13 protein-coding genes and 1 tRNA gene are annotated in these 12,988 nt (G+C 70.4%); 6 read left to right on the top strand and 8 right to left on the bottom strand.

Going from position 1 to position 12,988, the window contains the following annotated elements; genetic code table 11:
• The first annotated feature begins 103 nt into the window (after positions 1-103).
• Together JOF37_RS14195 and JOF37_RS14190 are read left to right on the top strand one after the other, a co-directional pair.
• Complete coding sequence (locus tag JOF37_RS14195) at positions 104-868, top strand: sugar phosphate isomerase/epimerase family protein (protein WP_210007834.1); 765 nt, start codon at positions 104-106, stop codon at positions 866-868.
• Positions 865-1,992 carry a Gfo/Idh/MocA family protein gene (locus JOF37_RS14190; protein WP_210007410.1) on the top strand — a complete coding sequence of 376 codons (1,128 nt, stop codon included), beginning with the start codon at positions 865-867 and terminating at the stop codon, positions 1,990-1,992. Before JOF37_RS14195 ends, JOF37_RS14190 begins: the two co-directional genes overlap by 4 nt.
• Before the next feature lie 70 nt (positions 1,993-2,062).
• Here the strand turns inward: JOF37_RS14190 and JOF37_RS14185 are convergent.
• Positions 2,063-2,138: transfer RNA gene (locus JOF37_RS14185), tRNA-Thr, on the bottom strand.
• A 230-nt stretch (positions 2,139-2,368) separates the two neighbouring features.
• Between JOF37_RS14185 and JOF37_RS14180 the strand changes: the two genes are divergently transcribed.
• From JOF37_RS14180 to JOF37_RS14165, 4 genes are all read left to right on the top strand, one after another.
• Complete coding sequence (locus JOF37_RS14180) at positions 2,369-3,259, top strand: MetQ/NlpA family ABC transporter substrate-binding protein (protein WP_210007409.1); 891 nt, start codon at positions 2,369-2,371, stop codon at positions 3,257-3,259.
• A gap of 69 nt (positions 3,260-3,328) precedes the next feature.
• Positions 3,329-4,366: a methionine ABC transporter ATP-binding protein gene (locus JOF37_RS14175; RefSeq protein ID WP_210007408.1), complete on the top strand. Its 1,038-nt coding sequence runs from the start codon at positions 3,329-3,331 to the stop codon at positions 4,364-4,366.
• A complete protein-coding gene (locus JOF37_RS14170; protein WP_210007407.1) occupies positions 4,359-5,018 on the top strand; it encodes a methionine ABC transporter permease in 660 nt (219 codons plus the stop codon). Before JOF37_RS14175 ends, JOF37_RS14170 begins: the two co-directional genes overlap by 8 nt.
• Before the next feature lie 41 nt (positions 5,019-5,059).
• Entirely contained in the window at positions 5,060-5,866 is an 807-nt protein-coding gene (locus tag JOF37_RS14165) for a nucleotidyltransferase domain-containing protein (protein ID WP_210007406.1), read from the top strand.
• 1 nt (position 5,867) lies between these two features.
• Here JOF37_RS14165 and JOF37_RS14160 read toward each other — a convergent pair whose 3' ends face one another.
• From JOF37_RS14160 to JOF37_RS14130, 7 genes are all read right to left on the bottom strand, one after another.
• Positions 5,868-7,421 carry an alpha/beta hydrolase gene (locus tag JOF37_RS14160; protein ID WP_210007405.1) on the bottom strand — a complete coding sequence of 518 codons (1,554 nt, stop codon included), beginning with the start codon at positions 7,419-7,421 and terminating at the stop codon, positions 5,868-5,870.
• Entirely contained in the window at positions 7,418-8,572 is a 1,155-nt protein-coding gene (locus JOF37_RS14155; RefSeq protein WP_210007404.1) for a DNA polymerase III subunit delta', read from the bottom strand. The genes JOF37_RS14160 and JOF37_RS14155 overlap by 4 nt, the downstream gene beginning before the upstream one ends.
• A gap of 73 nt (positions 8,573-8,645) precedes the next feature.
• A complete protein-coding gene (tmk, locus tag JOF37_RS14150) occupies positions 8,646-9,296 on the bottom strand; it encodes a dTMP kinase (RefSeq protein WP_210007403.1) in 651 nt (216 codons plus the stop codon).
• Positions 9,293-11,989 (bottom strand): type I DNA topoisomerase, encoded by a 2,697-nt coding sequence (topA, locus tag JOF37_RS14145; RefSeq protein ID WP_210007402.1) that lies wholly within the window; start codon positions 11,987-11,989, stop codon positions 9,293-9,295. The genes tmk and topA overlap by 4 nt, the downstream gene beginning before the upstream one ends.
• A gap of 88 nt (positions 11,990-12,077) precedes the next feature.
• A complete protein-coding gene (locus JOF37_RS14140; RefSeq protein ID WP_210007401.1) occupies positions 12,078-12,395 on the bottom strand; it encodes a helicase in 318 nt (105 codons plus the stop codon).
• A complete protein-coding gene (locus JOF37_RS14135) occupies positions 12,392-12,733 on the bottom strand; it encodes a TadE family type IV pilus minor pilin (protein WP_210007400.1) in 342 nt (113 codons plus the stop codon). The genes JOF37_RS14140 and JOF37_RS14135 overlap by 4 nt, the downstream gene beginning before the upstream one ends.
• A complete protein-coding gene (locus JOF37_RS14130) occupies positions 12,730-12,930 on the bottom strand; it encodes a DUF4244 domain-containing protein (RefSeq protein ID WP_210007399.1) in 201 nt (66 codons plus the stop codon). Before JOF37_RS14130 ends, JOF37_RS14135 begins: the two co-directional genes overlap by 4 nt.
• Positions 12,931-12,988: the final 58 nt, after the last annotated feature.

Genomic DNA, 12,988 nt, shown 5'->3' with positions numbered 1-12,988 from the left:
CCACCAGGCACCCCGCACGATGACGTACGAAAGAAGGTCGACTGTGACTGAGGTCCAGGCATCCGTCCAGCTCTATTCGCTTGCGAAGGAGTTCTCCGCCGACATGTCCGGCTCGCTGGCGAAGCTCGCCGAGATCGGGTTCGCGCATGTCGAGGCGTTCGACTTCGTCTCGCGTCCCACCGAGATCCGTGCGGCTCTGGATGCCGCGGGTCTCACCGCTCCGACCGGACACGCTCCCCTGCTGACCGACGAGCTGTGGACGCCCGACGGGTCGATCCCGACCCCCGCGCCCGAGGTGGTCTACGAGGCCGCCGCGACGATCGGCATCACGACCGTGATCGATCCGTTCGTCGCGCCCGAGCGCTGGCTGACCGAGGACGGCGTCGCCGACATCGCCGAGCGCCTCAATGCCGCAGCCGAGACCGCGGCCGGATTCGGCCTGACCGTGGGCTATCACAACCACGCGCAGGAGTTCATCGCGTCCTTCGACGCGCAGAGCGCGTACGAGCGCTTCGTCTCGCTGCTCGACGAGCGCGTGACGCTCGAGCTCGACCTGTTCTGGGCGCTGACCGGTGGGCAGGACGTCCCGGCCCTGGTGAAGACCCTCGGCGACCGCCTCATCGCCGTGCACGTCAAGGACGGCGTCGTCCCGACGTCGAACCCGTGGGCTCCGGGTGCCGAGCAGTTCGGCTCGGACAGCCTCGACCAGCGTCACGCCGGCAGCGGTGACGTCCCCCTCGCCGAATCACTGCGCGCCGCGACCGCACTGAAGTACGCCGTCGTCGAGTACGACCACGCTCCCGGTGACGTCTTCGCCGATGTCGCCGCGAGCCTGGCGTTCCTGCGCGAGAACGGCGTCAGCGCATGACCGGCCCCGTCGGAGTCGGCTTCGTCGGCGTCGGCGTCATCAGCGACACCTACCTCGAGAACCTCGGCTCGTACCCCGACGTGCGCGTCGTCATCCTCGGCGACCTCGACGTCGACCGCGCGAAGGCTCAGGCCGAGAAGCACGGCGTCGCCGAATGGGGCACGACCGACGACGTGCTCGCGCACCCCGATGTGGACGTCGTCGTCAACCTGACGATCCCCGCGGTCCACGTCGAGATCTCCTCGCGTGCCGTCGCCGCAGGCAAGCACGTCTGGACAGAGAAGCCGCTGGGCCTCGACCGCGAGAGCACGGCCGAGCTGCTGCGACAGGCGGATGCCGCGGGCGTGCGCATCGGTTCGGCGCCCGACACCCTCCTCGGACCGGGCTTCCAGACGGCCAAGCGGGCGATCCAGAGCGGCGTCATCGGAGAGCCGATGTTCGCGTCGACCGCCTTCCAGACGGTCGGTCCGGACCTGTGGCACCCGAGCCCGGCCTTCTTGTTCGCGCAGGGCGCCGGGCCGCTGCTCGACATGGGTCCGTACTACTTCAGCGGTCTCGTCAGCCTCTTCGGTTCGGTCGATCGTGTCGCCGCGGTCGGACGCAAGAAGCTGGAGGAGCGCACGATCCAGGCCGGGCCCAACGCGGGCACGGTCTTCCCCGTCGAGGTGCCGACCACCATGCAGGTCATCACGGCCTTCGAGGCCGGGCAGCAGGCCGCGAGCCTGCTGAGCTTCGACTCCGCCCTGGAGCGCCACGGCGTGTTCGAGGTGCACGGCACCGAGGGCTCGATCGTGCTGCCCGACCCCAACCAGTTCGAAGGCCGCATCGCGTACGTCAAGGCGCGGAAGTCGATCTCGGACGGCAACTGGGGCGAGCAGGAATGGATCGAGATCGAGCAGGAGGGCACGCTCACCGGGCGCGGCCTGGGCCTGCTCGACATGGTGCGCGCCATCGCCGAGGACCGGCCCCACGTGGCCACCGGCGAGCTGGGCTACCACGTGCTCGACGTCATGCTCTCGGCGCAGGAATCGGCGGCATCCGGCGAGTTCGTGAAGGTCGCCAGCACCGTGGCACCCGTGCCCACCGTGCCGGTCGACTTCGACCCGTTCGTCGCGACGCTGTAACGATCGCAGCGCTCCCGCCCGAGCGGGAACACGAAAGGCCCGGACTCTTCGGAGTCCGGGCCTTTCGTTGTGGAGCCGCCTAAGGGAATCGAACCCTTGACCTATTCATTACGAGTGAATCGCTCTGCCGTCTGAGCTAAGGCGGCGCGCGTCGCTGTGCGATGCACGATCAGCAATCTTACATGCTCGCGGACCCCACCGCGAACCGGCGCCGTTCGGGTGGCCCTTATAGCGGGAGACGCCGTGTTACGCATCGATTACTCGTTGTCCATCGGCGGCGCTTAGCGTCGAAGGGCACCGCGACGAGGCGAGCGTGACTCCGGTCACGCACGGGCGGGATACCGCCCCGCGGTGCCCGATCCGAGGAGCACCACTCATGTCCAAGCGACTTCTGACCGCGGCCGCCCTGGCCCTCCCCCTGACTCTGCTGCTGGGCGCCTGCGCCGGCGGATCCGACGGCTCGGGAGACGCCGCGTCCGAGGGCCCCGTGCGCATCGGCGTCGTCGGCGCCGGTGACCCGTACTGGCAGACGTACGTCGACGCCGCCGCCGAAGAGGGCATCGAGGTCGAGATCGTCGACTTCACCGAGTACACGCAGCCCAACCCCGCCCTGTCGGCCGGCGAGCTGGACCTCAACCAGTTCCAGCACATCATCTACCTCGCGACCTACAACGTGAACGCCGACGACGACCTCGTCGCCGTCGGTTCGACCGCCACCTACCCGCTCGGGCTGTACTCGTCGCAGTACGGCTCGGTCGACGAGATCCCCGAGGGGTCGACGGTCGTCGTGCCCGACGACGAGAGCAACCAGGCGCGCGGACTGCTCGTGCTGCAGGCGCAGGGGCTCATCGAGCTCAAGGACGGCGGATCGGTGTTCTCCACCGTCGCCGACGTCGAGCCCGGCTCGAAGGTGACCGTCGAGGCGCTGGATGCCGCTCTGACGGCCACGTCGCTGCCGGATGTCGCGGCCGCGATCATCAACAACGACTTCGTCGAGGACGCCGGCCTGACGTTCGACGAGGCTCTGGCGACGGATGACCCCAGCGACCCCAGCGCGCAGCCGTACATCAACATCTTCGCCGCCAAGGCCGAGGACGCCGACAACCCCACGTACCAGAAGCTCGTCGAGATCTTCCAGGACACCACGGCCGTCACCGACGGGCTGCAGGAGGCTTCCGGCGGCTCGGCCGTGCTCGTGAAGACCCCCGCCGACGAGCTCGCCTCGGCCCTCAAGCAGGTCGAGGACGACATCCGCGCCAACCAGTGACATCATGCGTGTGCGGCCCGTTCCCTCCGGACGGGCCGCACACGCATGTCGCGTTCGAGGAGCCTTCGTATGACCCTGATCCGCCTGTCCGGCGTGACAAAGCGCTTCCCCCCGTCCGCCAAGGGCGGTGAGCCCGTCCTCGCGGTGGACGACGTCGACCTCGAGATCGCCGCGGGCTCCGTGTGCGGCATCGTGGGCTACTCCGGGGCCGGCAAGAGCACGGTGCTTCGCCTGGTCAACGCGCTCGAGACCCCGACGAGCGGCCGTGTCGAGATCGACGGACGCGACATCACCGGGCTGCGGGAACGCGAGCTGCGTGCACTGCGCGGTGACATCGGGATGATCTTCCAGCAGTTCAATCTGTTCGACTCGCGCACCGTCGCCGGCAACGTCGCGTACCCGCTCGAGGTCGCGGGGAAATCCCGCGCCGAGGTGAAGGCACGCGTGAGCGAGCTGCTCGACTTCGTCGGTCTCGCCGGCAAGGCGCGCAACTATCCCGAGCAACTGTCGGGCGGCCAGCGCCAGCGCGTCGGCATCGCCCGGGCGCTGGCCACGAATCCCCGCATCCTGCTCGCGGACGAGGCGACGAGCGCGCTCGACCCCGACACGACGCAGGAGGTCCTCGCCCTGCTCAAGCGGATCAACACCGAGCTCGGCGTCACGATCCTCGTCATCACGCACGAGATGGAGGTCGTCCGCGCCATCGCCGATCGCGTGGTGGTCATGGAGCACGGACGCATCATCGAGAGCGGCGAAGTCTTCGAGGTGCTCTCCTCCCCGCAGCAGCCCGCGACCCGCCGATTCGTCGCGAGCATCATCGACGAGGTGCCGTCGGGCGACAAGCTCGTCGCGTTGACGCGGCGGCATCCCGGTCGCATCGTCACGTTCACCATCCGCGAGGGCGAGGCCACCCAGGCCGACGTCTTCGCCGCCCTGTCGTCGCACGGAGCCCGGTTCGAGCTGATCCACGGCGGCATCAACGACATCCGTGGTCGCGTGTTCGGCCACCTGACTCTCGCCGTCACCGGCGACGACGACGCCGTCGAGCGCGCCATCGCCGCCGCGTCGCAGCACGCACCGCTGATCGAGGAGGACGTCCGTGGATAGGCTCATCGACCTGCTGCCCGAGCTCTGGCCCGCAACGGCCGAGACGCTCTACATGATCACGCTCAGCCTCATCTTCGGTGGGCTGGCGGGCTTCCTCATTGGCCTCGCCCTGTACGCCACGCGCGCTGGCAGCCTGTTCCCCAACCGCGCCGTCTTCGGCGTCCTGAACGTCATCGTCAACACGTTCCGCCCGATCCCCTTCATCATCCTGCTCGCGGCCGTGCAGCCGCTCGCCCGCGCCGTCGGCATCCGTGGCATCGGGATCGAGTTCGGCGTCTTCGCGATCTCGATCGCCTCGATGTTCGCGATCGGCCGCATCGTCGAGCAGAACCTGCTGACCGTGCGCCCCGGCGTGATCGAGGCCGCCCGGGCCGCGGGAGCGAGCCGGTCGCGGATCCTGTTCCGCCTGGTGCCGCGCGAATCTCTCGGCCCCCTCGTGCTGGGTTACACCTTCATCGTCGTCGCCCTGGTCGACATGACCGCGATCGCAGGCGCCGTCGCAGCGGGCGGCCTCGGCCAGTTCGCGCTCGTGAACGGCTTCCGCCAGTTCAATCCCTGGGTGACCTGGGCAGCGGTGCTCGTGATCGTCGTGATCGTGCAGGGCGTGCAGTTCCTGGGCAACGCCCTGGCCCGCCGCATCCTGCGCCGCTGACCTGGCCGGACGCGGGATGCCGTCGGCGTTAGCCTGACGTCATGATTCCCGAGTCGGAGCTGGCGGCGACCGCGCGCGACCTCATCGCGGTCCCCGGCGTCGTGGCCGTCGCGCTGGGCGGCAGTCGTGCCCGCGGGACGCATGCCCCGGACTCGGACGTCGATCTGGGCGTCTACGTCCACCCGAGAGTCGACCGCGTCGCCCTTTCCGACGCCGCCTCCGCGCGCGCCGACGGCCGTGTCGAGATCGGTCCGGCAGGAAGCTGGGGTCCCTGGGTCGACAGCGGCGCGTGGCTGCGCGTCGACGGATTCCCGGTCGACGTCATCGTCCGGGATATCGACCGGGTGGACGAGCAGACGTCACGCGCGCTGCAAGGGCGTTTCGCCTTCCACGCGCAGCCCGGGCACCCGCTCGGATTCCTCGACGTCGCCTACGCGGGAGAGGTCGCCCTGTGCCGTCCCCTGGCCGACCCGAGCGGGTACCTGCACGACGTCGCCGCACTTCTGCGCCCGTACCCCGGCGCACTCCGCGCAGCCATGATCGACGACCTGTGGCAGACCGATTTCACCCTGGATGCCGCCGCGAAAGCGGCTGCTCGCGCGGACACGGCGTACGTGGCTCTCGCCGTCACTCAGACGGTGATGCGACTTGCCCACGCGTGGCATGCCGCTGCCCGTGCGTGGGTGGTGAACGAGAAGGGGCTAGTTCCCGGCGTCGGCCGCTTGCCGATCGCTCCCGCGGACTTCGGCGACCGCGTCACCGCCGTGCTCGCCGGTCTCGGTAACGACCCCGCGCCGCTGCTCGACGCGGTCGCGACGGCGCGTTCGTTGCCGAGACCGAGCGTCTGAGCTACTGGCAGACTAGTCCGTCCTCGGGCACGGTGCCGTCGATGAAGAAGTCCTCCACCGCCTTGTCGACGCACGTGCTGCCCTTCTGGAAGCCCGTGTGGCCCTCGCCCTCGCGGGTGATGAGCACGCCCGACGCGAGCTGGTCGGCAAGAGCGACGGACCATTCGTACGGGGTGGCCGGGTCGTTGGTGGTGCCGATCACGATCATCGGCGCCGCACCTTCCGCGGTGATCTCGCCGCGGGTGCCGGTCGGCGGGTACGGCCACACCGCGCAGGCGTCGACGCCTTCCCAGTAAGGGGCGATGGTCGGGGCTTCGGCGGCGATGCGCTGCTGCGACGCCGCCTCGGCCTCGGGGGTGAGGTCGTTCGGGTAGTCCATGCAGTTGTAGGCGCGGAAGGCCTCGGAGGAATTGTCCTCGTACTCCCCCGCCGGCGTGCGGGCGTAGTAGAAGTCGGCGAGCAGGAACGCCGTCTCGGGGTCGCCGGCCAGGGCCTGCGACAGCGCCTGGCGCAGGATCGGCCAGTTGCCCTCGGCGTAGAGCGCGGCGATGATCGCGGTCATCAGCGAGTCGGCGCCGAGCCGGCGGCCGTCGGCGGCGGGCAGCGGCGACGCGTCGACGCTGGCCAGCAGGGTGCCGAGGTCGGCCATCGCCTCATCGACCGAGCCGCGGAAGGGGCAGTCCTCGGCCTCGAGGCACGCCGCCATGAAAGCGCGCAGGGCGGATTCGAACCCGATCGCCTGGGTCGTGCTGACCTCGAGCGAGGGGACGCTCGGGTCGATCGCCCCGTCGAGCACGAGACGGCCGACGTTGTCGGGGTAGAGCTTGGCGTACGTCGCCCCCAGGAACGTCCCGTAGGAGTATCCGAGGTAGTTTAGCTTCTCGTCGCCGAGCACGGCCCGCAGCAGGTCCATGTCGCGCGCCGCGAACTCCGTCGTGATGAAGGGAAGGATGCCGTCGCTGTTCTGCTCGCATGCCGCCGCGAACTGCTCGTTGCGGGCCGTGAGCTCCGCCTCCCACTCGGGAGTGCCACGCGGGGCCGCGGGGATGTCGAAGAAGTAGGCGTCGGTGCCGGCCGCGTCGAAGCATGCCACCGCGGTCGATCGACCGACGCCGCGCGGGTCGAACCCGACGACGTCATAGGCGTCGGCGAGCACCGACCCCACCGCGAACTGAGCGCTGTCGGCCACGAGGTCGTAACCGCTGGCTCCCGGCCCGCCGGGATTGACCAGCAGCGAGCCGGCGGGCGTGCCGGAATCGGCCGCGCGGCGGATGAGCGCGAGCTCGAGCTCACCGGCCGACGGGTCGTCCCAGTCGCGCGGCGCGCGCACGGTCGTGCAGTCGTAGGCACCGGCGTCGGCGCCTTCGCAGCTCTCCCAGGTGAGCTCCTGGCTGTAGAAGGGCAGGAGGTCGGGCGCGATGCCCTCGACGATCGGTGTCCGGCTGGGGGCCGCGCTCTTGTCGTCGGGGATGGCGTTGTACACGCAGCCGGTCAAGGCGACCACCGCGGCCCCGACGAGGGCGACGGCGGTGATCAGACGACGAGGAGCTTTCACGGTGTCCTTCCGCTGGCGACGGTGATGAGCATGCTCTCGAGCGCGAGCAGCGGAGCCGCGTTGCCCTCGAGGTTGGTGCGCGTGGCGGAGATGCGATCGAGCACGACGAGCGTACGGTCCGGCGTCCACGCCGACGCGAGAGCGGTGAGCTCGTCGGTCAGCTCGACGTTGATCAGGTCGTCGCTGCGTCCGAACTGCAGCATGAGGGCGTCCCGGTACATCGACTCGAGGTCGGTGAGGACGCGGTCGATGCCGTCGCGAAGACTCCGGGTCGCGCGGCGCTTCTGGTCGTCGGCGAGTGCGCCGAGCTGACCGCGGACCGCCGGGGGTACCGGGGCGCCGGGCGCGACGCCCAGGGTCCGCAGCAATGCTTCGCGCTCAGCTTCGTCGCGTTCCGCGGTGAGCGCCTTGGCGTCCTCCGTCGCAGCCGCGACGATCCGACCGGCCGTCTCGACCGCGTCGCCGACCCCGCGCACCGCGAGGACCGACCGCAGCGTCGCGTCGCGTCGCTCGCGCGATGCGGCATCCGTGGCCAGACGCTGCGCCATGCCGATGTGGCGCTGAGCCAGACGGGCGGATTGCAGCGCGACCGCGTCGTCGACGCCGGTACGCGCGGAGATGAGGCGTGCGACGTCGGCGACGTCGGGCTCGCGCAGCCGCAGCGTGCGCACTCGGGAGCGGATCGTCGGCAGCAGGTCGGCGTCGCTCGGGGCGCAGAGCACCCACACCGTCTGCTCGGGCGGCTCTTCCAGCGCTTTCAGCAGGACATTGCTCGTGCGCTCGACCATGCGGTCGGCGTCTTCGACGACGATCACCCGGTAGCGTCCGAGCGAGGGTGAGAAGTAGGAGCGCTCGACGAGGGCGCGGGCGTCTCGGATCGAGATCACGACGCCCTCGGTGCGCAACGCCGTGAGGTCGGGGTGCGTGCCGGCGAGCACCTGCCGCATCGCCGCCTCATCGCCGGGCTCGGCGATGAGCGCCGCCGCGAACGCGTGCGCGAGCGTCGAACGGCCGGATCCGGGCGGGCCCGTGATGAGCCAGGCGTGCGCCAGCTGCGCGGGATCGGATGCCGCGGCCTGCAGCGCCGCCACGGCGGCATCCTGCCCCCATACCTCGCCCCACGGGGGTGCGAGCTCGGTCACCGCTGCCATGGGTCCAGCCTACGGGGAGCCCCCGACCTCGTCGGGACGGATCCGCCCCGATCAGCGCCGGCTGCTGCGGCGATCAGCCTGGGGAGGAGGCCGTGAGCACGCGCTCGACGCGCTCGCGGATCTCGGTGGCGATGTCGAGCGGCGGCCGAGTGGCGTCGACGACGAGGAAACGGTCGGGTTCGGCGTCGGCCAGGGCCAGGAACGCCGCTCGCACCCGCTCGTGGAACTCGGCCTTCTCGGCTTCGAGCCGGTCGAACGGTTTGTCGGCGGCGTCCAGCCGCTCGCGCGCCGCGCGGGGGTCGAGGTCGAGCAGGACCGTGAGTTCGGGCAGGGCGCCCTTGGCGGCCCAGAGCGACAGCTCGCGCACCTCGTGCGCGTCGAGAACCCGACCGGCTCCCTGGTAGGCGACGGACGAGTCGAGGTAGCGGTCCTGGATGACGACCTCGCCGCGCGCGAGCGCGGGGCGGACGACCGTCTCGACGTGGTGTGCGCGGTCGGCGGCGTAGAGCAGCGCCTCAGCCCGCGGCGCGATGTCGCCGCGATGGTGCAGCACGATGTCGCGGATGAGCACGCCCACCTCGCTGCCGCCGGGTTCCCTCGTGCGCACGACGGCGCGTCCCGCCTGCCGCAGCCACGCCTCGAGCGCGGCGGCCTGGGTGGTCTTGCCCGCCCCGTCGCCGCCCTCGAGCGTGACCCACAGCCCGCGGGTCGCGGGCGCCGTCACTTCTTCTTCGCCGCGGGCTTGCGGGTCGTCGTGGTCTTGCGCGTGCGCTTGGGGGCCGGTCCCTTGGCGCGCTTGTCGGCCAGCAGCTGCACCGCACGCTCGAACGTGACCTCTTCGGCGTTCTCGCCGCGGGGAATGGTCGCGTTCGTCTCGCCATCGGTGACGTAGGGGCCGAAGCGGCCGTCCTTGAGCTTGATCGGCTTGCCGCTGGTCGGGTCGGCCTCGAACTCCTTCAAGGCGCTCGACGCTGCGCGCGCGCCGTACTTCGGCTGCGCGTAAAGGGCGAGAGCCTCCTCGAGCGTGATGTCGAACAGCTGCTGCTCGCTGGCGAGCGTGCGCGAGTCGGTGCCCTTCTTCAGGTACGGACCGTAGCGGCCGTTCTGCGCCGTGATCTCGTTGCCCGACTCGGGGTCGACGCCCACGACGCGCGGCAGCGACAGCAGCTTGAGCGCCTGATCGAGGTCGACGGTCTCGACGCTCATCGACTTGAAGAGGGACGCGGTGCGCGGCTTGGGAGCTGCTTCCTTCTTCTTCGTCGTCTTCTTCTTCGCCGGCGCGACCTCACCGGTCGCCTCGTCGACGGTCTCTTCCGGCTCGGGCTCGAGCTCCTGCACGTACGGACCGAAGCGGCCGTCCTTGACGACGATGAGCTTGCCGTTCTCGGGGTTCTCGCCCAGGACGCGGTCTCCCGCGACGGGCGCCTCGATGAGCTCCCGCGCCTTCTCGGGCGTCAGCTCGTCGGGTGCGAGGTCGTCGGGGACGTTGACGATGCGCGTCTCGCCGTCACCGACCGGGACGTCGAGGTAGGGACCGTACTTGCCGAAGCGCAGGGTCGCGACGTCGCCGATGGGCGTGGCGTTGAGCTCACGGGCGTCGATGTCCTCGAGGTTCTCGACGATGTTGCGCAGGCCGACGTGGTTGTCGGAACCGAAGTAGAACTCCTTCAGCCACGCCTCGCGCTCCTGCTCGCCGCGGGCGATCGCGTCGAGGTCGTCCTCGAGCGCCGCCGTGAAGTCGTAGTCGACGAGGTCGGAGAAGTGCTGCTCGAGCAGGCGGACCACGCTGAACGACAGCCAGCTGGGGACCAGGGCCTGTCCGCGCTTGGTGACGTAGCCGCGCTCGAGGATGACGTCGATGATGCTCGCGAACGTCGAGGGGCGGCCGATGCCGCGCTCTTCGAGCGCCTTGACGAGGCTCGCCTCGGTGTAGCGGGGCTTCGGGCTGGTCGCGTGGCCCTTCGGCTCGACGTCCGACAGCGTCAGGGTGTCGCCGACGGCCACGGGGGGCAGCGACTGGTCGGCGGAGCGGTCGTTGTCGCCCCGCTTCTCGTCGTTGCCCTCTTCATACGCCTCGAGGAAGCCCTTGAAGGTGTAGACGGTGCCGGATGCCGTGAACGCGGCGCGCTTGCCGCCGGCGTCGACCTCGAGGGTGACGGTCGTGGTCTCGTACTTCGCGTCTGACATCTGGCTGGCAACGGTGCGCTTCCAGATGAGGTCGTACAGGCGCTGCTCGTCGCGGTCGAGACCGGAGGCGACGGATGCCGGCGTGCGGAACTCCTCGCCCGACGGACGGATCGCCTCGTGGGCCTCCTGGGCGTTCTTGGCGTTGTTGCGGTACGAGCGCGGGCTCGCGGGAACCGCGCGGTCGCCATAGAGCGCGACCGCCTGCGTGCGCGCCGCCGTCACGGCCTGCGCCGAGAGCGCGGTCGAGTCGGTACGCATATAGGTGATGTAGCCCTTCTCGTAGAGACGCTGGGCGACGCTCATCGCGTGCTTCGCGCTCATCGAGAGCTTGCGGCCGGCCTCCTGCTGCATCGTGGAAGTCGTGAACGGCGGCTTGGGGCTGCGGGTTCCGGGCTTGGCCTCGACAGCGGTGACGGCGGCCGTGGCGGCCTTCTCGATCGCGGTAGCGAGCTCGCGGGCGTCCTTCTCGCTGAGGACGACGACCGCCTTCTTGAGCGAACCGGCGTCGTCGAAGTCGGTGCCGCGGGCCAGCGGGGCGCCGTCGAGACGCGCGAGGCGGGTCGAGAACGAGCCGCCGTCCTTCGCCGCGTGGGCCTCGATGTCCCAGTACGACGCCGAGACGAACGACATCCGCTCGCGCTCACGCTCGACGACCATGCGGGTCGCGGCGGACTGCACGCGGCCGGCGCTCAGCGCCTGGCCGTCGCGACCGGAACCGATCTTGCGCCACAGCACGGGCGAGACATCCCACCCGTAGAGGCGGTCGAGGACGCGGCGGGTCTCCTGCGCGTTGACGAGCGCGAGGTCGAGCTCGCGGGTGTTGTCGGCAGCCGCGCGGATGGCGTCCTTGGTGATCTCGTGGAAGACCATGCGCCGCACGGGCACCTTGGGCTTGAGCACCTCGAGCAGATGCCACGCGATGGCTTCGCCTTCGCGGTCTTCATCGGTGGCGAGCAGGACCTCGTCGGCGCCCTTCAGGGCGCGCTTGAGCTCAGCGACCGTCTTTGTCTTGCGGTCGCTGACCACGTAGTACGCATCGAAGCCGTTCTCAACGTCGATGGAGTACTTGCCGTACGCCTGCTTCTTGTCGGCCGGGATGTCCTCTTTCTTAGCGAGGTCCCGGATGTGCCCGACCGAGCTGAGCACTTCGTACTCGTCGCCCAGGTACCCCTGGATCGACTTCATCTTGGTCGGGGACTCGACGATGACGAGTTTCTTGCCGCCTGCCACGAGTCTTCCTTTCTCCGACGCAAACCATACACGCGCCACACGGGGTAAGACGCTGGGAGCGAACCGCCCGTATCCTCCGACGGGCATATCAAGCCGGAGGCCCCGCGCGGGCGCGCGCCTGCACGCGGAATACACCCACCGAGCCCGCAACCTCGACCGTCGCGACGACGCCCGCCAGCTCGCAGGCCGCCAGGTCGAGGCCCGCGCTCGCAACGACCTGCGCGGCTCGCTCGCACGGCACTCCCCCGACGATTCCGATGGCCGCGTCTGCGGCGGCCAGCGCGGCGCTGTCGGCGGTGGCGGTGACCTGCGCCGACCGGATGGCCGCCCCGCCGACCGCGGCGCACCCGGCCGCGAGGGTCGCGGTCACGACGAGGACCCCCGTGGCGACCGCCGCCCCCGTCACGTCAGGTCTCCCGCGAGCGCGCAAGCGCGAGCCCGCAGGGGCGGCAGCGGCAGGGGAACGCCGTGGTCGGCCGAGACGACGGCGCACACGAGGTCGCCGTCGTCGCCGAGTGAGAGCGACGCGCCGGGAACCGCCGCGGTGACCGTGGCGTGCGCGCGGCCGGCATCCTCTCCCCGCGCGGCCAGGCGCGCCGCCTGAGCGGCGGCATGCTCGAGCCGGACCTGCGTGCCCGCCGCCGCCAGCGAGGCGACGGCGAGCAGCACGACCAGCAGCGCCGCGGGCACGACGATGGCGAACTCGGCGGTAGCCGAGCCGCGCTCGTCCCGGCGCAGATTCATTGCACCGTGAGCGCGCGGCGCACCAGGTCGGTGAGGATGCCGCGCACCTCGTCGCTGCGCATGATGATCACCAGCAGCCCGGCGAAGGCGACGGCCGCCATCGTGGCGATGGCGTACTCGGCCGTGGCGGCGCCGGACTCGTCGGCGAACAGGCGCGCCGCGCGTGCGCGGGTGAGGCGCGGGAGGTGGGGTGTCATGATCGCTCCGTTTCTCTGGATGGGTGGTGGGTCGGGCACGGATGGGTAGCGGGGAGGC

This window comes from Microbacterium imperiale (assembly GCF_017876655.1).
GTDB lineage: Bacteria > Actinomycetota > Actinomycetes > Actinomycetales > Microbacteriaceae > Microbacterium > Microbacterium imperiale.
Note: the sequence above shows the minus strand (reverse complement) of the source record. Positions and strands in the feature narration are given on the sequence as shown.

What these genes read in the sequence shown, in the direction of transcription:
- JOF37_RS14165 (WP_210007406.1), top strand. Translation starts at nt 5,060, where the DNA reads ATGATTCCCGAGTCGGAGCTGGCGGCGACCGCGCGCGACCTCATCGCG.
- JOF37_RS14135 (WP_210007400.1), bottom strand. Translation starts at nt 12,733, where the DNA reads ATGAATCTGCGCCGGGACGAGCGCGGCTCGGCTACCGCCGAGTTCGCC.
- JOF37_RS14190 (WP_210007410.1), top strand. Translation starts at nt 865, where the DNA reads ATGACCGGCCCCGTCGGAGTCGGCTTCGTCGGCGTCGGCGTCATCAGC.
- JOF37_RS14175 (WP_210007408.1), top strand. Translation starts at nt 3,329, where the DNA reads ATGACCCTGATCCGCCTGTCCGGCGTGACAAAGCGCTTCCCCCCGTCC.
- JOF37_RS14180 (WP_210007409.1), top strand. Translation starts at nt 2,369, where the DNA reads ATGTCCAAGCGACTTCTGACCGCGGCCGCCCTGGCCCTCCCCCTGACT.
- JOF37_RS14130 (WP_210007399.1), bottom strand. Translation starts at nt 12,930, where the DNA reads ATGACACCCCACCTCCCGCGCCTCACCCGCGCACGCGCGGCGCGCCTG.
- JOF37_RS14195 (WP_210007834.1), top strand. Translation starts at nt 104, where the DNA reads ATGTCCGGCTCGCTGGCGAAGCTCGCCGAGATCGGGTTCGCGCATGTC.
- JOF37_RS14155 (WP_210007404.1), bottom strand. Translation starts at nt 8,572, where the DNA reads ATGGCAGCGGTGACCGAGCTCGCACCCCCGTGGGGCGAGGTATGGGGG.